The sequence below is a fragment of the Pseudobacillus sp. FSL P4-0506 genome (genome assembly GCF_038003025.1).
Taxonomy (GTDB): Bacteria; Bacillota; Bacilli; order Bacillales; family Domibacillaceae; genus Pseudobacillus.
The window spans coordinates 1,728,825-1,745,846 of record NZ_JBBOOI010000001.1 but is presented as its reverse complement, the minus strand read 5'-3'; the positions used below and the strand labels follow the sequence as shown (position 1 = coordinate 1,745,846).

Below are 17,022 nucleotides of genomic sequence, written 5' to 3'. Positions count from 1 at the left end.
CTCCAGTTATTCATGTTCTGCAAATTGCTTTAAGAAACGAACATCATTTGTGTAAAAATGACGGATATCATCAATTCCATATTTCAGCATAGCAATTCGGTCAGGCCCCATTCCAAATGCAAATCCGGTATACTTTTTCGAATCAAAGCCAGCCATCTCTAATACATTCGGATGTACCATACCCGCACCTAAAATCTCAATCCAGCCGGTTCCTTTACAAATCCGGCAGCCTTTCCCGCCACACATGCAGCTGACGTCCACTTCAACAGACGGCTCTGTAAATGGAAAGAAGCTCGGACGTAAGCGGATTTCCCGGTCTTCACCGAACAATTTTTTGGCAAATACTTCAAGCGTTCCTTTTAAGTCCCCCATGCTGATGTTTTCATCGACAGCCAGCCCTTCAATTTGTGTAAATTGATGGGAATGTGTCGCGTCATCATTGTCACGGCGATATACTTTACCTGGACAAATAATTTTTACTGGACCTTTGCCTTCATGCTTCTCCATCGTACGTGCCTGCACAGGGGAAGTATGCGTACGCAGCAAGATATCTTCAGTGATGTAGAAAGAATCCTGCATATCACGTGCTGGATGTCCTTTTGGCAAGTTCAAGGCTTCAAAGTTGTAATAATCCGTTTCTACTTCCGGCCCTTCAGCAATGGAATATCCCATGCTGATAAATAAATCTTCAATTTCTTCCACAACTTTTGTGAGCGGATGAACATTGCCTGTTTTTACTGGACGGCCCGGAAGTGAGATGTCGATGGTTTCTTTTTCCAGCTGTTCCTGAATGGCTTTTTGCTCCAAAGCAGACTGTTTGCCTTCAATAGCTGACGCTACAGCAGCACGTACTTCATTCGCAAGGGCCCCCATTTTCGGGCGTTCTTCCGCCGATAGTTTCCCCATGCCTTTTAACACTTCTGTAATTGGCCCCTTCTTTCCTAAGTAAGCGACCCGGATGTCATTCAGCTGCTTGAGCTCTTCTGCTGCTTCCACCTTTGCGAGTGCTTCAATTTGTAACTCTTTTAATTGCTGCTCCACTTGAAAGTCCTCCTTTATTTTGTAGAACAAGTGCCCTAAGGTTGACTGTTTGCCAGCTCTTTGGGAAAAGTTCCTTATTTTCATGTTTTTAACCAATAAAAAAAGCCCCGTCTCCCGGAAAGGGACGAGGCTTTGGTCGCGGTACCACCCTTTTTAACATGCCAAGCATGTTCACTTCATTGAGGTAACGGTTCTTCACCGGAGCACCTTTACGCAGCAAGCGGTCCTGATGCCGGCTCGAGAGGTGAACTTCACTCACCATTTCATAAAAGTGCTTCCAGTCCGCGGCACTTTCTCCCTGAAAGAAATTTAATGAGTTACTCTTCTCTGTCATTGCCTTTTTTATTATGTAATTACCGTTATTATAGTCAACGCTCATAGAAAATTCAAACGTTTTTCAAAGAATGTTTAAAATGATACAGTAAGATGCCCGCAGCAACGGCTACATTAAGCGATTCGCTCTTCCCATAAATCGGAATATACACGTTGCTATCTGTCTCCTTCAGTAAGGCCTCTTCCACCCCACTCCCCTCATTGCCAACGAGCAAGGCAAAGGAATTATTCACTTGTGCTTCTCGATAGTCAGATGCCCGATGGAGCGATGTACCAAACACCCGAATTCCTTGTTCCTTTAACTGCTGAATCGCTTCAAGCAACGGCATCTGAACGATCGGCAAGTGAAAATGGCTTCCTTGCGCCGAGCGGAGCACTTTCGAATTATATGGATCGGCACAGCCCATTCCGAGAATGATGCCATCCAATCCGGCTGCATCTGCTGTCCGAATCATCGTACCGATATTGCCTGGGTCCTGAACGGCATCAATGAGTAAATATGTGCGTCCCTGAAGCGTTTTTGACAGCTCCTGTTTGTGACAGATAGCAAATACGCCTTGTCCTGATTCTGTATCAGAAAGAGTCTTGGCTATTTCAGGCGTGACCATCGTTATCTCTAAGCCGTCTACACTCCAGTTTGCCGGCAGTACGGCTTCTTCTGAGACAATTAATTCAATCACTTCCTCTTTGTGATTCAGTGCCTCTTCAACTAAATGAAAGCCTTCGACCATATATTGTCCCGTTCTTTCACGTTCTTTCTTCGTTAATAGCTTTTTCCACTGTTTTACCTGTGGATTTTTCATGGATTGGATAAATTTCACGCCGTTCACTCCTTTTCCTGTTTTCGCCGCTTCATTATAGCTTAATTCTTCCGCATAATGAATGGGCAGACAGGTGAAAATAGAAAAGATCACTTTGAAAAGGAGCGATCTACATGAATTTTAACTTACGCAACGCCGTATTAGCCAATGTATCAGGAAGTTCTCAAGAGCAGCTGGAACATACCATTGTCGATGCTATTCAGCGCAATGAAGAGAAAATGCTGCCAGGTCTTGGCGTCCTGTTCGAAGTGTTCTGGCAGAATGCCGATGAACAGGAAAAACAGCATATGCTGCAGACATTGGAAGCAGGACTGAAATAAAAAAGTGAAGTGATCCAAAATTATTTTGGGTCACTTCTTTCATATGACAAGCAAATGAATCTTCTTTTTACAAAGGATGTGAGTATATAATGGACTTCTTTCATTCCCAGGAATCCTTAACATCTGTTCAATGGATACTACGGGCAGTGGTTGCTTTTTTCTTTTTATTACTTGTTGCTAAACTGATGGGGCGACACTCCATTGCCCAATTAAGAATGCTTGATTTTATTATGGCTTTATTGCTCGGCAACATTATTGCCCACCCTCTTTCTGATGAACATTTAGGGATGAAAGGTTCAATGATTACGATTAGCGTTTTAGTCATTCTGTATACAGTCGGTGTCTTCTTAACTTTAAAATGGCATAAGCTAAGAAATTGGCTTGATCCGGCTCCTTTTGCTCTTATTAATAATGGGAAGATTATTTATAAAAATTTATCTAAATCAAAAATATCCTTGGATTTTTTACTATCCCAGTTACGAAAGGAAAAGATTACCGATATACAAAAGGTAGCACTTGCCTTATGGGAGCCAGATGGCAATATTTCTGTATTTTTAGATCCAAAGTACCAACCGGTCACCCGATCAGACATGCAGTTGCATCCGTTACCTTTTTCTTTTCCTCATGCCGTTGTTAAAGATGGGAAAATTGATCACTCGGAGCTGAAAAAAATAGGGAAAGATTCGACCTGGCTTGAGACGAAGCTAAAAAAAGACCAGTGTGTAGCAGTCAATGAGGTGCTATTAGCCACAATTGATCAAAACGAGCAGTTAAAGGTCCTGCTGTATAAGTAGCCATTCTAAGCATAGAAGTTTGTTCACTTCCTTTATGTAAGAAGCCCCGTCCCCTCTAACAGCCAATTGGCATCTATAAGCCGAGGGACCATTATATAAAACCTTGTTGTATGGAGAAAAGCTGCCTAAGTAATATGGCAGCTTCTTCTAAAATTTATTGATCCCATCCTCCTGAATAGTACGGGTATGGCTGTGGATAATACGGATAATAACTCATCGGTCTTGGACGTGGACGAGGTCTTGGATATGGATAATATGGGTATTGATACGCATAAGGATACGGTTGTGGATAATATGGATACGGCTGATACGATGGGTATGGCGGATACGGCTGCATATGATATGATTGCTGTCTTTCTTCCTCCAGTTCCATATCGGTCAATTCCTCTTGTTCAATAAACGGTTCATCTTCAAAATTGTAGTTTTGGAAATGCACAATCATGTCCCCCTTTATTTGCTTCTGCCCTTTACCTTATGCTGCCCATCCGTGAGATGTGTCCGTCCTTTTTAAAAATAGGGTCATCTGCTCATACACTCTTGAAATAAATGGGATATGCTATAATAAGGCAACAACTTGCAGGAAAGGTGGATACTTATGAATGCAATTGGTCAAATACCGATAAATATTTCCCTTCTTCACGCTTTGGATAGTTTGGGAGAAAACCTCATCATCGCTGACACCGATTACACAATATGCTGGATGAATAAGAAAGCAGCTAGTCTGCTATCCACCATAGCGCCTTTGTATGGTTTATCAGATGCGGAAAAGATGATCGGAAAAAAATGGATGTATTTCACACCCGTCCAGAAACTCAACGGGAAATGATGGAAAAGATGACAGAAAGCCATAGAGCCCGTATTACCATTCGCGACCGCTATGTTGCGGACATTATCATTACTGCTATTAAAAATGATACTGACGAAATAACCGGATATGTGGTTATCCTTATGGATGTAACAACGAAGGCGGAAGAAGAAGAAAGAAACGAAAAGCTGATCCAAGCACTATCTGTTCCCATTTTAAAAATATGGGAAAAAACCATTGCTCTCCCTCTTATCGGGGAAATTGATGCTGTCCGGGCAGACTGGCTTCTCAATTCTGTCCTAAAGGAATGCGCCGCTCACGATATCCAATTTGCTTTAATTGATTTAAGTGGTTTGTATAGTCACGGAGAGGAAATCAGGGAACACATACAAAAATTAAACGATTGTCTAAACTTAATTGGAACGCAGTGTATTATCGTTGGCATTACCCCTGAGTTAGCTATGTCCATTGGTGAGCTGCATATCCATATCCCCATTTTCAATACAGCACACGCTGGTTTGAACTATGTATTAACCCGGCAGCAATCGGGCATCTAGACTGCCGGGAAACCCTCGGCAACCTTCTTCCTCCCTACCAGGAACCGTTTTAAATGCTTATTGCCGCTTGCCGTCCGGGTCGTACATATGAGCATAGAGACCATACACTCATGAATGCTATGTATTTATAAAAAGTTAGATTTTGGGGATCATGAGCACACTGAACAAAATGAATAATAAGATAATACAGAATGCTCTAATTAATCCCCATAAAAGTCTGACTAGCTTAAGAGAAGATTATATAGCTGTTACACTCATTCATAATTATTTTTTCGGATAAGCTTTTATTACTTTCTTTCCTTTTTGATTTTTAGATGTGGCATTTTTGGGTGAATAATTATTCCAACCGCAGCCACAGCCTGATTTTTTAGCCTTTCGGGCATATCCATGAAAGTTTCCATATGACATAATCCTCACCTCTTTCAATAGAAGGTATCTTATATATATGTTTCTTTGTGTAAGCCGGATTGGATGAATACCAATGAAATTTAAATAAATTTGCTCTATACTTTCGCTTTCATCGTTTACGTATCTCTCGATTCATTATCTTGTTATATTTTCCCCACCCTCTACTATCCACTCAGCATTTATATTTCATTGTACTTTCCTCCTTGCAGTTACACAGGTTTTCATCTTTTTCAAAATCACAACAGATCCTGCACACTTTTAAACGGTCCTTTCAGCAACTTTTTACCTGCTTAAATACTAATGTTCAATTATTAGAAAGCATCGGACCGGAGTCTGCCATCTTTATCGCTTTAGAAATTTAAATACCAAGCTAAACGAAGAGAGAAACGGGTCATCTCAAACGAACGAAAAAGCAATGATTGTTTATTTTTGTCGTAAGATATTTTGTGCATGTTCTTTTAGTTTCTAAGAAGAACTGCTGTAAAAGGTAAATGCTGCCGCACCTTCTATTCTTGCAAAACATATATATAAAGAGAACTTTTCAAATAGGAGGAGAAGAGCAGAAATGAACAGAGAAATATTAAGTTCTTTAGTGGGGAAAGCTGTGAAAGTAAACCGCGGCGGCCATGATTCCAGAATTGGCATGCTGATGGCAGTAGAAGAAGATTACTTTGTATTACTTACAAAAGAAGACGGCGTTCTTTATTATAAAGGCCATCATGTGAAGAGTTTGACGGACAACACTAGAAAAGGCATAGATGTAGATTTTGTTATTCCTGAAGATTTTTCTTATATACAAGGCAAAAATTTTAAAGATATATTGCAAGGCTTAAAATATCACTGGGTAACGATTAACCGTGGAGGACATGAGAAATATCAAGGGGTATTGGATGATATTAATGACGATTACATCACTGTCGTCTTTCATGAAGAAGTTATTCGTGTAGCTATGTTTCATATCCGCAATATTAGTTATGATCTAAGAATAGAAGAACCGGGCAAAGAAAATAAAGAAAAAGAAAAAGAGAAAGAAAATAAAGAGAAAAACAAAAACGAAGATAAAAATAAAAATGAAGATCAAAATAAGGATAAACAATCACAGGAGCAAAGCGAGTAGTCCTCCTTAATGATTTTCAAGCTTAACTGCAAAGGAACCACTTTTGAATAAGTGTAGGTGGACATGGATTTTTTACAAGCTTCCATTCATTCAAAGTGGTCCTTGCTATTGAAAAAAGTTAATAACCTGCGAGGAGGGTTAGAAATGTCGAGCCCTTATTTTTCCGATACACTTAAATCACTTATAGGCTATTCTATAGGGATTTTTTCTAGTGACGGGACGTTAGTTAAAGGAAGCTTGGTGAATGTAAAAAAAGATTACCTTGTGCTACAAAACAAAAAAGGAGAATATTTTTATTACCATCTTGATCAGATTAAATCTATTTCAAAAAACACAAAACACTTGGATAAAAAACCGATACAGGACGATTATTTAAACGCGGAAAAGCTACAAGAAATTTTAGAGCATTGTAAGTATAAATGGATCACCATTAACTGCCATAACGATCAACTTATCAGAGGATACTTAAGTAAAGTCTTTGAAGATCACATCATTTTGATTAGCTCTGAAGAAAAGATTATTATGCAAACTTCTTACATTTCCAATATTTTTCCGGGCTTCTACGAAGATTCCGATTCAACCGCCGCTAATGATTTAAATGAGAAGGAAGCAGCCTCCCCAAACCAAACCGAGTATGTAAATAATATTCAGCAGGCATTTCACGAAGAGAAACCATATGAAAATCAACTGACGAATTCCGAGACACATTCTAGTCCTTCCCTGCCTAATGAAAGTGGAACACAGCCACAATTCTATGAAGAAAAAACAATTGAAAATCAACTGACGAATCCCGAGACACATTCTAGTCCTTCCCTGCCTAATGAAAGTGGAACACAGCCACAATTCCATGAAGAAAAAACAATTGAAAATCAACTGGCGGATTCCGAGACACATTCTAATCTCTCGTTGCCTAGCGAGAGTGACACACAACTACAACTTCACGAAGATGCGGAGTTTCTATTAATAAGCCGACAAGATATACAACAAGCAAAAAATAAAGAAAGACCTGTTGAAAAACAGATGACTTACAATGAAAATAATTCTTTAGAAAAAACACAACAAAATGATCATCCAATCGTTGAAAAGACAGCCGAACCGATAGACTACAATCTTTTTGATCAGAAACGCCAATCACGTCCATCCACTGGCAGCGGATCTTTATCTGCCTCTCATGAATACGAAGAGAAAAATGAGCCGACTGAAAATAATAAAATACTTAATAACGATTCAACGATGTCTTCTCATTCAAAGAAACGTTTCTTCAGAAAAAAAGGAAGCAAGAAAAAGTTAAAAATAAATAGAAGAGAAATGAAATCATCACCTACAGAAGAACAACAAATAGGCAAGCAAACAACATTATTGCCTGCTGGAAAGGAGAGTCGCGTTCATATAAAGCCTATCCTAACCCCCGAAGAAAGAGACAAGGTACTCGAATCTCAATATTACTCACTCATGAAGCAGGCTGAAAAAAATTATATGAATTTGAAAAAGAAACGGTTAGCACGAGAAAACCTAAGATAAAATGAAAATTTTCCTGGAAAAGAGATTTATTGGCTGACTCTTTATACCTTTAGGAATGTATAGCTTTTAAGCACTTGAGGAGGGCTTTGTATGGAGAAATTCATCAAACACTATGTTGGAGAGCCAATTACTTTGGAGCTTCTTGGGAAAACGGAATTGTCAGGCACGCTTGTTGATTGGGGCGCTGATGTGCTTGTTCTCTTTAAACAAGATGAGTTTTTTTATATTCCTTTTTTTCACATTCGTGAAATAGAGCTCTTGTCAAACAAAGAAGCAAGTACATTGGCACAGCCTGATGCAATACCAACACTTGCAGTTACTGAAATGCTGTCATTAGAAAAAATCTTATTAGCAGCAAAAGGGACGTTTGTTGAAATAGATGTAACAGCGGCTCAGCCGCTTCATGGCCATATTACCAATACACTGGATGACTATATCGTATTTTCCTCTCCCATTTATCAAACCATGCTCATTCCATTTCAACACATCAAACGACTTACTCCTTATCCAGCGGCCTCTCGTCCTTACAGGTTTAACAGCTCTATATCTCCGCTGGCTTCTACTGCTAAACCTTTTGCCACAACCTTTGATAACCAGCTAGAAGATATGATAGGTACATTTGCTACTTGCAATATTGGAGACAAAAAAAGCATCAGCGGCAAACTCCTTCATAAGGAAGATCACTTTATCAGTTTGCTAACAGTAAAAGAAAAACAGATTCACGTAAATATCCATCATATTAAAACAATAACCTGCACATAAGGGATTTCGCTGCTTTCGATTAAAGGTGGAAAGAGATTGAGCTTTCTGCTTTTTTCTCTTGGTCTTAGAAACGATGAATCACACCCCTTTAAAGCCGATTGTCATATAAACAAACTAAAGAATGAAGGGCTACTAAAAGAAGACTATATGCACCCAGTAAAATAATAAAAACAAGGTGACGATCGTTGTTAACGGGATAACGATTAGTGAGACACTCAGATAATCCTTCCATTGAATTTTAATTTTATTTTCTTTTAAGAGATGCATCCAAATAAGAGAAGCGAGAGTTCCGATAGGCAATAATAATGATCCTATGTCACTTCCAATTATGTTAGCGAGATAAATGGTTTTTAAAGTAATTGGGTCGAGCCCCATTTCTGTTAAAGTAATGGTTCCGATCATCAAAGCAGGATGGTTATTAAAGAGGTTAGATAAAATGGATACGATCCCTCCCATAATGAAAGTCGAATAAAACAGGCCTTCATTGACAATAGGCTCACAGATTTTCACAAGCATCGCTGTTAAACCAGCGTTGTGCAATCCATATATAATTACATACATCGAGAAAGCAAATATCAGAATATGCCATGGAGTTTTCTTCAAGATATCGAACGGTGTCGTACGCAAATGATACCATCTCCACAACAACAGGATGACTGAACCGAGTACGGCAACTATTTCAATCGGAATGGAAAAATAAGAGGCGGCGAATAAGAGACAGCGAATGATAAAGACAAACAACAACAATTTCATCATAAATTTTGTACGTTTATGTTTGGTTTCAAATGAAAGAGTGGTTTTTAAAGGGTGAAAATTTTTTTCAAAAAAGACTTCTTCTATATCATACAAAGAATCCGGTAATTTTTTTGGGAGCTTTTTCCTGAGCAATATAAACATCAGCCAAGACATAAACAATAATCCTAAAGTAGCTGGAACAAACATCATAGCTGTATGCATATAAAGTGACATATCTACAATTTTCAAAGCTATTAAATTCACAATATTGCTTACGCCGATCGGTGCACTTGAAGCTGTGGCAATAAGCGCTCCGCTCAATAGATAAGGAATCTGCTGATGAGGTTTTAAACGAAGATTTTTTAAGAGCAATATTAAAATTGGAGTGGTAATCAAAATACTTCCATCGTTGTTAAATAAAAGGGTCATTAAAAAACATAGAAGCTGAATATACCAGTATAACCGATAACCTGAGCCTTTAGCTAAGCTTGCAAGTTTTGCAGCTGCCCAGTGAAAGAAGCCGAAGCTTTCTAATATTACAGCCATAACAATTGTAGCAATAATGGCGATAGAGGCGCCGCCAATCTTGTGAATGATGTCTGTGACATCTCCCCGGGACACCGTCCCCGTCAGTAAAATGATCACCGCACCAATGGAAGCTGGCCATGCTTCATTCATCCCTCCAGGCCTCCAAAATATAACTAACATCGTTATGAAAAAGACAAACACCGGAATTGCTATTTCCAAACTCATCATTAATTCTTCCTTTTCATTAAAATAAATTCGCCTACAAAGCCCCTCCTTTTTCTCTTACTTTTATCTATATTCCGTTCTATAAAATACGAGCTAGGCAGTGAACCAGCTTTTTAAATTATGTGTTTGTCTCTATGTTATAAATGCACAAAGTCATTGCTAAATAAAATGGCAAAAAAGCAGCTGGGGGAATTCCCCCGCTGCTTACTATTGATTCATCATCCTAAATGAATGTACTTCGTTAAACAATTATTACTTGCACTTGTTGATAAGGCGGTCCACCTCATTTTCAAGCCGGTCAATTTGTCTTTGCTGGCGAGCATTTTCTCTTTCTAACTGCTCAATTTCTCTTTGTAAACGCTCTACCTGCCTCTGGAGGTCCCTAATAGCATCTTCTAAATCCTCCAGTCTGTTTCTTCCTCGGTCTCGGTCTCGACCTCGGTCTTGATCTCCTTTTCTGTCATGCTGCCGATCGTGTTTTTGTTCCTTTTCTTCTTGATTCTTATTTTCTTTGTCATGATCTTTTGGCACATTCCTCTCCCCTTTCTTTATTAAGCTATGAGAGAGAGGAGAAAAACATTAAACAATTATCCTAGTACTAAAAATCCGTTTTCTGTTAGAGTATGGTAGGTCGAAAGTCTACTATAGATGATGACAAGGAGGAATAAACTCTTGCTTCAAGTATTACCTATTTCTATTCAAAGATATAAAAAATTATTATTCTGCTTTTCATCGCAGAATAAAATGCAGTGCATTGCTGTAACTAGCTATGTTAAATGGTTGGCTTTTGTCAATTAATTAAATTATTATTTAAAGTGTCCAGTATTTCCTCATAAATTTTTTTATTGTGCTTCCTTATGTTTTCCACTTGTTTGATTAATTTTTCCACCTCAGTGTCTGCTACACTATAGCTATCATTGTCTTTTGAAAGAATCATATATAAGATAACAAATAGCAAACTACTGTTATCTACATTTACAATTGTATCAGCTTTATTGTCTGTTGAATCCTCTTCTCTTTTTTTCAGATGCTCTTCCAACTTTTTTGTCACAAGCTTCTCAATCAACTCGTTTATATCCTTATTTTTAGATGAAATCATTTGGTATCTCCTTCAGCAATTAATATTAATAGTATTTAAAGATGACACACCAGATGTTTGCTCTGCACAATAAACGAAGCCTTCTATTAAGATATTATTGGGTTTTAAAAGAGAAAAGCCGATTTGAAAGTTTTTAAAAGCAAGTACTTCTCCAGGAAGAATTTTGTCTGTATAGATCGGTTTTAACCAATAGCTTGTTTCTCCGTCCTCTTCCTCCTCCCTTTCTATCCGTTCCCAACCAAACTTCTGATGCTTCTCCATCTGCTTAGCACGCGTAAATTTCCCTGAAAAATCGATTGCCTGGTCACTTTTCACCTTAATTAAAACAATAGGAGACGTGATCACATGACGACTGTTATTTTTCACTGAAAAACTGCCTATCATTATTTGGTTATCCTTGAGATCTTTATTCAGAAGAAAAGAATGAGTAAAAAAGCAACTTACCTTATCCGGCAGTTTGCTTTTCTCCGAAGTTATACTTGTATTTATTTCTTCCAAAAATCCCTTCGCTTCTGACTCCAGTTGGCTGATCGACTGAGCCAGCTCTGCTAGCAATTTATTTGTCATTGATATCACCCGCTTAAAGTATTAAAGAGAGGAATTGTATCCTCTCTTTAATACTATGCGGCAGCATTCATTCTATTCGCCTGCAAGACCTGGAAATAAAACCGGGCATTGAGGCGGAATAACCGGCGCAGGGCATTGTTCAACGAGGATATCGCGCGGTTCACAGAAGTCTGCTTCTATCTCTAAAGTCACATCCGCAACTGTTTGAATGCTTTGGCAAAGGCTTAATGCAATATCGATGCTATCAAATTCAGTGCCTGTGCAGTTGACTCTCACGTTGCACTCTACATCTGTGAGACGGACAACGAGCCGTGTTCCTTCAGGTGCACATAAGAAGATGGATTCTGGTACATCAATTGAAATAGGATCAGAGAGTCCTACAAAAGGAGATGTCCCTGCCACACCGCTAATCTCCACTCTTATGCATAACGGCTTTACAAATGTTACTCTTTGCAGTGTAACAAGTGCCCCATCGATTACGAAAGTTCTGTCTTCTCTTTCACCAATTTCCTCCACTGGGACCTCTGCATTTACCGGAAGAGGATCGCCATTCTCATCCACTAAAAAGCATCTTGTAGTCAAGTTAGTCACCGTAGGATCACATGGATTAAATCCTGGCGGCAAACCAAGAGCTCCGGCAGCTACAGTTTGATTTACTGTATTCTGAAGTATGACCCAATCGTATACTTTTTCTGCGTTAATACATAAAAGCTCTTGAGCCCCCTGTAAATTTTGGCTTTGCATTTCATCTACTCCTTTTTATGGATTTTCTAACACAATAATAAGATATGTAAAAAGTCTAACTATGCTACAGGTTAATCTTATCGTTTACTTTCAATGAGGCTCTTGCCTATAAAAACAGGCTGTTGTTACAGCTATTGCTATACAGGCACAAGTACATCCGCCCTTTCATAAGATAACCTATATTTATGCTTGCAGGAGGTGGACGCTGTATGTCTGATAATGTATATGAAGATTATATCCAGCACTTACATCATCAAATTAATACGTATAAAAAAATGATTCAAAGCTACAAGGAGAATGATTTAGAGCAGGAATACATTGATTTAATGGATAAATACCAAAAGTTAGAGGAAAAAAACGTCGAGAAGGAAGAACTGCTGGCACAAGAGACAGAAAGAAGCGAACAGCTTTCTCTTCAATTAAGCAGCGCATATAATGAAGCAAGTTTGTTAAATGAGCAGATTCAAAAATGGCAGACCGATTTCGCTCAAAAAGAGGAACAATATAGGGACATGTGCAAAGAGAAAGAACGGCTCGCGGTCGAGCTGCAGCATATACGCGAAGAATATGTTCCTTATGAAAAACTGACAGACACCCTAAACTCTCTTGATCAGACAAAGCAAGAGAAAGAAGCCCTGTTAGCTGAAAATAAGCGGATGACTCATCAGCTAGCTGAACAAGACAAGGAAACCAAAACATACAAAGAGCAGATGGAGAGGCTTTCTTTCAAGCTGAAGGCACAAGAAGAAAAAGAAGAACTATATGATGAAATGCGTAAAGAGAAAGAGAATCTGGAATTAGAACTAGAATATATGCGTGAGAAATACATCCCCTACGAAGAGCTGGAGGGCATTTCAAACGCTCTTGATAAAGCCAATCAAGAAAAAGAAGAACTGTTAATTGAGAATCAACGGATCACCAATCAGCTGGCTAAACAAAGTATAGAGGCAAAAACGTATAAAGAGCAGTTGGAGATGATTTCTTCCCAGCTGAAAACGCAAGAAGCGAGAGAAAAGAAGTTACTAGCAGAGGAAAGACAGCAAAATGAACAGCTTTCCCTTCAATTACACAATACATCTCATAAAGCCAATTTATTAAGCGAACAAATTCAAAAATGGCAGAGCGATTTTACCGAGAAGGAAAAACTATATGAAGAAATTCTAAATGAAAAAGAACAGCTGGAGATAGAATTACAGCATATACGGGAAAATTATATTCCTTATGAAAAATTAGAAAAAACTTTAAACACCCTTAACAAGGTAAAACAGGAAAAAATGAATTTGCTGACAGATAACGAGCAGATGGCCAGCCAGCTATCTAAGCAAAACAGGAAAGCTGAAGCTTTGAAAAATGAACTGGAGGATCTTTCTTCTAAATTAACTAAAGAAAAAGCTCAGCATGCTTTCTTGCGAGAAGAGCACGCAGAAATCAAGCGGATGAAAGACGAGATAGAAAAAACAAAAGAAAAATTAGAAAAAGAACGTTCCGAACTTAAAGAATCCTTTCTCAAACTCGAAAAGGAGTATGAAGAAGCCCTCGGCAATCCTGAAGCCAAAGAAAAACAGGAGCTGATAAACAGCGAGAATACAGATAAAAAGGAGAATGATCAGTCAGACCCTTCCCTGCTGACAAAACAGAAATCGAAGGGACACATCGATCTCGGAGGCAATCCGTACGCTTTTCTCTTTGAAACTTATCTTAAAGATTATTTATTCTTCAACAAACACTTATTAGAAAATACCCTCATGCAGGAGCAAATTTTGAGAGAAGCGGCTATGCATGAGAAAGATTCACAAAAAAAGGAGGAACCAATAGTACACATGAATGAAGTAAATCAAAATATAGAGATGCTTAAACAAAGCGGGAACATTGAGCAGCCAGCGATTTCATCCTATGCACAGCAAACAAGCGAAAAACCCGCCCAGGCCCAGGATGTTACCCAAGAAAGTTTCATCCAAGTTTTATTGGAACAAAAAGAATTAATATTGAATTTACAAGAACAAATAAAAGAGTTGAAAACGAGTATACCAGAAAAACAAAAAGGTGGTTTCCTGGAGGAAGATCATTCTAACAATTCGTCATCTAAATCCGTCACCTTCCGAGATTTACAAGGAGCCTCCGTTATGCAACCTGTCATAGGAAATAAAGCAAATAAATACCGCGGCGAGGTGGAACAATTTCAAAGAAATCTAATGAATGTTAACAAACTAGGGCTAGATTCTAAAAAGAGTGGAAGCACTCATGAAAATCAATTATACAACAAGGAAACCAACCATTGGAGCGGCAAGGGACCTTATGTTATTAACCTCCCTCCTATTCAAGCAAACTCATCCGCTCCTTTGCCAAAAGTCAAAAGCAGCGAGAAATCTGAAAGTGATTCTGATGACATCAGCACGCCTGCGCCATCAAATGAAAGAACACCTACTAATAACAAGCGAACCATCCAAAAACCAAATCCTTCCCCAGTTCCTACAGCCGACACACCTGACTTCGCTACCGTTAAAAGCGAACCATTAGGCCCATCTAAAAGTAGTTCTCATTTAGAGCTTCAGGCTGACTTTTCCGCCGGAAAAGAGATAACAGCTAAGAAAAAGCTTGAGAGCTCTGAACAAAACAAGAAAGAAACACAGCCCTTAGATGCCAAATATAATGAAGCCAGCTCAGCTGCTTTAGAGCATTTAGATTCAGAGCGGCCTTCCAGAACCTATCGAATCGTTTCAACCTATGAAAGAAAGGCCTCTACACTGGATAAGGAACCCTCTTTGGATCCGATCGCTGGGAAGGCAACAGAAAACCAAGAGATAAGCAAGCAAACAAGCAAATCGCAACAGGCAGAAAACAATGAAGCAACCAAACAAATAATCAAGCTGAAACAGGAAGAAGACTCTAAAGCGAATAAACCAACGATCAAAGCGGAACAAATGGAAGCCACTAAAGTGAGTAAACCAACGGCCAAAGCAGAACAAACAGACGCCACTAAAGCGAGTAAATCAACGGCCAAAGCAGAGCAAACAGACGCCAGCAAAGCGAATAAACAGATGCTCAAAGCGGAGCAAACAGAGGCCAGCAAAGCAAATAAACAGATGCTCAAAGCGGAGCAAATGGAAGCCAGTAAAACGAATAAGCAAATAATGAAAGCGGAACAGGCAGAGGCCGGTCCGTCAACTGTGAGACACAAACAGGAAGACCCGAGTAAGACAAGAAGAAAATCTCTATTTCAACTTGTATGGGATAAAATCACATGAAAACCGATGCATTACACATCCCTCTCTCTGTCTATAACGAGATGGTGCAGCATGGGCTTGAAGAACTCCCTTATGAAGCGTGTGGAATTCTATCCGGCCGGGAAAAACAGGTCAGCACCTTATGGAAGCTTCAAAATGAAAAAAGAGCGAGGAACAGCTATTTTGTTAGTGCCCAAACGGTATCTGCTGTATTAGATGAAATAAATGGCAATGGTGAAAAGCCCATTGCCATTTACCATACCCATCCCACTGCAAAAGCTGTGCCTTCTCAAATAGATATTGACTGCCACCCTCATTCAAGCATCTATATGATTATTATTTCTTACCAGAAGAAGATTCCTGTCGCCCGCTGCTTTTTCATCTTAGAAAAAAGTTTCCAGGAACTCTTATTGAAAATTGAGTAAGAAAAAACGGTTCACCTATCTTTTATGAAGATGTGCAATTGTCCAAACCATTATTTCCCTCTTCTCATAGGATATCATGTAAGCAGATTCACAATACACCTTCCACGGTCTTAAATGCTTTATTGATCTCATCTGAATTTGCCTACAAAAATAAAATTATAGGAAAGGATTGTATTCGTATGGCATTTGGTAACCAATGGGGCTCTTCTGGTAAACGTTGTAAGCCTGTTGTTAAACAAGACGATTGGAGGGGATGTGATCGTAAGCACGATGACTGGAATGACTCAGGTTCTTCCTGCGATTCCTGTGGACATAAGCATTCGCATTGCAACTGTCATTTCAAGTCGATTAATAAACCCGTCCACTTAAACAGCGACTGTGTATTGGTTAACTCAGTGGTGTGCACGAAGACTGTACAAAAAGTAGCTGAAGTCGTACTTCCTATTACTGTGTTTGCTGGTTTAGGTGCTCTTGAAGATCTTGTTGCTGTAGATGTTGTGCCTAATTTAGCTGGCGTGACAATGAACGCGAGCGTCATTAGAGACAAAGTTGTTAACATTGGGGTTATCCCTGCAACTATTACGGTAACGATTGCAGGAGTTGCTCTTCCTGTTACTCTTACAACTTCTCTCCCATTCCAAGAGCATACAGATTGTCCTGGTGCTTGTCCTGGAGATACATTGACAGAAACTCCACTTGAAGTAGAAGGCATCTTCGTTCAACCAGGCGTACCAGTCGTTGGAATTACTGGTGTAACTCTTGTAGAAGGTATTTTATTCAAGATCATTCTGCGTACAACACTCACTGTTACTCGCCCGCTTATCGCAAAATCAAACAATCTTAACTTTGACTGCTTGCAAGATGTAAATCCGCATCGCTGTGAAACAACAACTACTCCTACAACAATTCAATTTCCAACCCCTCCTGGCGGAGGTCTTCTAGGCGGTGGCGGTGGCGGCGGATTGCCAACACCATAAAATCCAATTACTCTTTCTT

Annotated in this window: 18 protein-coding genes and 1 other annotated feature; of the genes, 10 read left to right on the top strand and 8 right to left on the bottom strand. The window is 39.2% G+C overall.

Features of this window, described 5'->3' with window-relative positions:
- Positions 1 to 6 precede the first annotated feature (6 nt).
- Positions 7 to 1,041, bottom strand: coding sequence for a phenylalanine--tRNA ligase subunit alpha (gene pheS, locus MKZ02_RS08550; protein ID WP_340853044.1), 1,035 nt, complete (start codon positions 1,039 to 1,041; stop codon positions 7 to 9).
- 117 nt (positions 1,042 to 1,158) lie between these two features.
- Positions 1,159 to 1,384: a binding site (T-box leader), on the bottom strand.
- A 43-nt stretch (positions 1,385 to 1,427) separates the two neighbouring features.
- A complete protein-coding gene (locus MKZ02_RS08545) occupies positions 1,428 to 2,195 on the bottom strand; it encodes a TrmH family RNA methyltransferase (protein WP_340853043.1) in 768 nt (255 codons plus the stop codon).
- A gap of 113 nt (positions 2,196 to 2,308) precedes the next feature.
- On the opposite strand from MKZ02_RS08545, the gene sspI reads away from it, so the two are divergent.
- Positions 2,309 to 2,515, top strand: coding sequence for a small acid-soluble spore protein SspI (sspI, locus tag MKZ02_RS08540; RefSeq protein WP_120033571.1), 207 nt, complete (start codon positions 2,309 to 2,311; stop codon positions 2,513 to 2,515).
- 89 nt (positions 2,516 to 2,604) lie between these two features.
- A complete protein-coding gene (locus MKZ02_RS08535) occupies positions 2,605 to 3,309 on the top strand; it encodes a DUF421 domain-containing protein (protein WP_340853040.1) in 705 nt (234 codons plus the stop codon).
- A 154-nt stretch (positions 3,310 to 3,463) separates the two neighbouring features.
- Here the strand turns inward: MKZ02_RS08535 and MKZ02_RS08530 are convergent, their stop codons facing one another.
- Positions 3,464 to 3,745, bottom strand: a complete 282-nt coding sequence (locus tag MKZ02_RS08530; protein WP_340853039.1) for a hypothetical protein — start codon at positions 3,743 to 3,745, stop codon at positions 3,464 to 3,466.
- A 159-nt stretch (positions 3,746 to 3,904) separates the two neighbouring features.
- On the opposite strand from MKZ02_RS08530, the gene MKZ02_RS08525 reads away from it, so the two are divergent.
- From MKZ02_RS08525 to MKZ02_RS08505, 5 genes are all read left to right on the top strand, one after another.
- Entirely contained in the window at positions 3,905 to 4,135 is a 231-nt protein-coding gene (locus tag MKZ02_RS08525; RefSeq protein WP_340853038.1) for a hypothetical protein, read from the top strand.
- Complete coding sequence (locus MKZ02_RS08520) at positions 4,093 to 4,671, top strand: STAS domain-containing protein (RefSeq protein ID WP_340853037.1); 579 nt, start codon at positions 4,093 to 4,095, stop codon at positions 4,669 to 4,671. The genes MKZ02_RS08525 and MKZ02_RS08520 overlap by 43 nt, the downstream gene beginning before the upstream one ends.
- Before the next feature lie 973 nt (positions 4,672 to 5,644).
- Positions 5,645 to 6,196 carry a hypothetical protein gene (locus MKZ02_RS08515; protein ID WP_340853036.1) on the top strand — a complete coding sequence of 184 codons (552 nt, stop codon included), beginning with the start codon at positions 5,645 to 5,647 and terminating at the stop codon, positions 6,194 to 6,196.
- 63 nt (positions 6,197 to 6,259) lie between these two features.
- Positions 6,260 to 7,717 (top strand): DUF2642 domain-containing protein, encoded by a 1,458-nt coding sequence (locus MKZ02_RS08510; protein ID WP_340853035.1) that lies wholly within the window; start codon positions 6,260 to 6,262, stop codon positions 7,715 to 7,717.
- A gap of 90 nt (positions 7,718 to 7,807) precedes the next feature.
- Positions 7,808 to 8,479, top strand: a complete 672-nt coding sequence (locus tag MKZ02_RS08505) for a DUF2642 domain-containing protein (protein ID WP_340853033.1) — start codon at positions 7,808 to 7,810, stop codon at positions 8,477 to 8,479.
- Between the two features lie 132 nt (positions 8,480 to 8,611).
- Here the strand turns inward: MKZ02_RS08505 and MKZ02_RS08500 are convergent, their stop codons facing one another.
- The 5 genes from MKZ02_RS08500 to MKZ02_RS08480 form a co-directional block, all read right to left on the bottom strand.
- Entirely contained in the window at positions 8,612 to 9,967 is a 1,356-nt protein-coding gene (locus tag MKZ02_RS08500; protein WP_340853032.1) for an arsenic transporter, read from the bottom strand.
- 252 nt (positions 9,968 to 10,219) lie between these two features.
- The gene (locus tag MKZ02_RS08495; RefSeq protein ID WP_340853031.1) at positions 10,220 to 10,498 is read right to left on the bottom strand and encodes a hypothetical protein; all 279 of its coding nucleotides are present in this window, start codon (positions 10,496 to 10,498) and stop codon (positions 10,220 to 10,222) included.
- A 259-nt stretch (positions 10,499 to 10,757) separates the two neighbouring features.
- Complete coding sequence (locus MKZ02_RS08490) at positions 10,758 to 11,066, bottom strand: hypothetical protein (RefSeq protein ID WP_340853030.1); 309 nt, start codon at positions 11,064 to 11,066, stop codon at positions 10,758 to 10,760.
- Between the two features lie 12 nt (positions 11,067 to 11,078).
- Positions 11,079 to 11,633 (bottom strand): hypothetical protein, encoded by a 555-nt coding sequence (locus MKZ02_RS08485; RefSeq protein WP_340853029.1) that lies wholly within the window; start codon positions 11,631 to 11,633, stop codon positions 11,079 to 11,081.
- Positions 11,634 to 11,705: 72 nt separating this feature from the next.
- Positions 11,706 to 12,377, bottom strand: coding sequence for a hypothetical protein (locus MKZ02_RS08480; protein ID WP_120033592.1), 672 nt, complete (start codon positions 12,375 to 12,377; stop codon positions 11,706 to 11,708).
- Between the two features lie 209 nt (positions 12,378 to 12,586).
- On the opposite strand from MKZ02_RS08480, the gene MKZ02_RS08475 reads away from it, so the two are divergent.
- The 3 genes from MKZ02_RS08475 to MKZ02_RS08465 all read left to right on the top strand — a co-directional run bounded on the left by MKZ02_RS08475 (position 12,587) and on the right by MKZ02_RS08465 (position 17,003).
- Positions 12,587 to 15,622, top strand: coding sequence for a hypothetical protein (locus MKZ02_RS08475; RefSeq protein WP_340853027.1), 3,036 nt, complete (start codon positions 12,587 to 12,589; stop codon positions 15,620 to 15,622).
- Positions 15,619 to 16,026, top strand: a complete 408-nt coding sequence (locus MKZ02_RS08470) for a M67 family metallopeptidase (protein WP_340853026.1) — start codon at positions 15,619 to 15,621, stop codon at positions 16,024 to 16,026. Before MKZ02_RS08475 ends, MKZ02_RS08470 begins: the two co-directional genes overlap by 4 nt.
- Positions 16,027 to 16,205: 179 nt before the next feature.
- Positions 16,206 to 17,003, top strand: a complete 798-nt coding sequence (locus MKZ02_RS08465) for a hypothetical protein (RefSeq protein WP_340853024.1) — start codon at positions 16,206 to 16,208, stop codon at positions 17,001 to 17,003.
- Positions 17,004 to 17,022: the final 19 nt, after the last annotated feature.

Coding starts and splice junctions, on each gene's coding strand:
- MKZ02_RS08520 (WP_340853037.1), top strand. CDS start 4,093: ATGGATGTATTTCACACCCGTCCAGAAACTCAACGGGAAATGATGGAA.
- MKZ02_RS08535 (WP_340853040.1), top strand. CDS start 2,605: ATGGACTTCTTTCATTCCCAGGAATCCTTAACATCTGTTCAATGGATA.
- MKZ02_RS08510 (WP_340853035.1), top strand. CDS start 6,260: ATGGATTTTTTACAAGCTTCCATTCATTCAAAGTGGTCCTTGCTATTG.
- MKZ02_RS08515 (WP_340853036.1), top strand. CDS start 5,645: ATGAACAGAGAAATATTAAGTTCTTTAGTGGGGAAAGCTGTGAAAGTA.
- MKZ02_RS08470 (WP_340853026.1), top strand. CDS start 15,619: ATGAAAACCGATGCATTACACATCCCTCTCTCTGTCTATAACGAGATG.
- MKZ02_RS08505 (WP_340853033.1), top strand. CDS start 7,808: ATGGAGAAATTCATCAAACACTATGTTGGAGAGCCAATTACTTTGGAG.
- MKZ02_RS08525 (WP_340853038.1), top strand. CDS start 3,905: ATGAATGCAATTGGTCAAATACCGATAAATATTTCCCTTCTTCACGCT.
- sspI (WP_120033571.1), top strand. CDS start 2,309: ATGAATTTTAACTTACGCAACGCCGTATTAGCCAATGTATCAGGAAGT.
- MKZ02_RS08465 (WP_340853024.1), top strand. CDS start 16,206: ATGGCATTTGGTAACCAATGGGGCTCTTCTGGTAAACGTTGTAAGCCT.
- MKZ02_RS08490 (WP_340853030.1), bottom strand. CDS start 11,066: ATGATTTCATCTAAAAATAAGGATATAAACGAGTTGATTGAGAAGCTT.
- MKZ02_RS08480 (WP_120033592.1), bottom strand. CDS start 12,377: ATGCAAAGCCAAAATTTACAGGGGGCTCAAGAGCTTTTATGTATTAAC.
- MKZ02_RS08475 (WP_340853027.1), top strand. CDS start 12,587: ATGTCTGATAATGTATATGAAGATTATATCCAGCACTTACATCATCAA.
- MKZ02_RS08485 (WP_340853029.1), bottom strand. CDS start 11,633: ATGACAAATAAATTGCTAGCAGAGCTGGCTCAGTCGATCAGCCAACTG.
- MKZ02_RS08500 (WP_340853032.1), bottom strand. CDS start 9,967: ATGAGTTTGGAAATAGCAATTCCGGTGTTTGTCTTTTTCATAACGATG.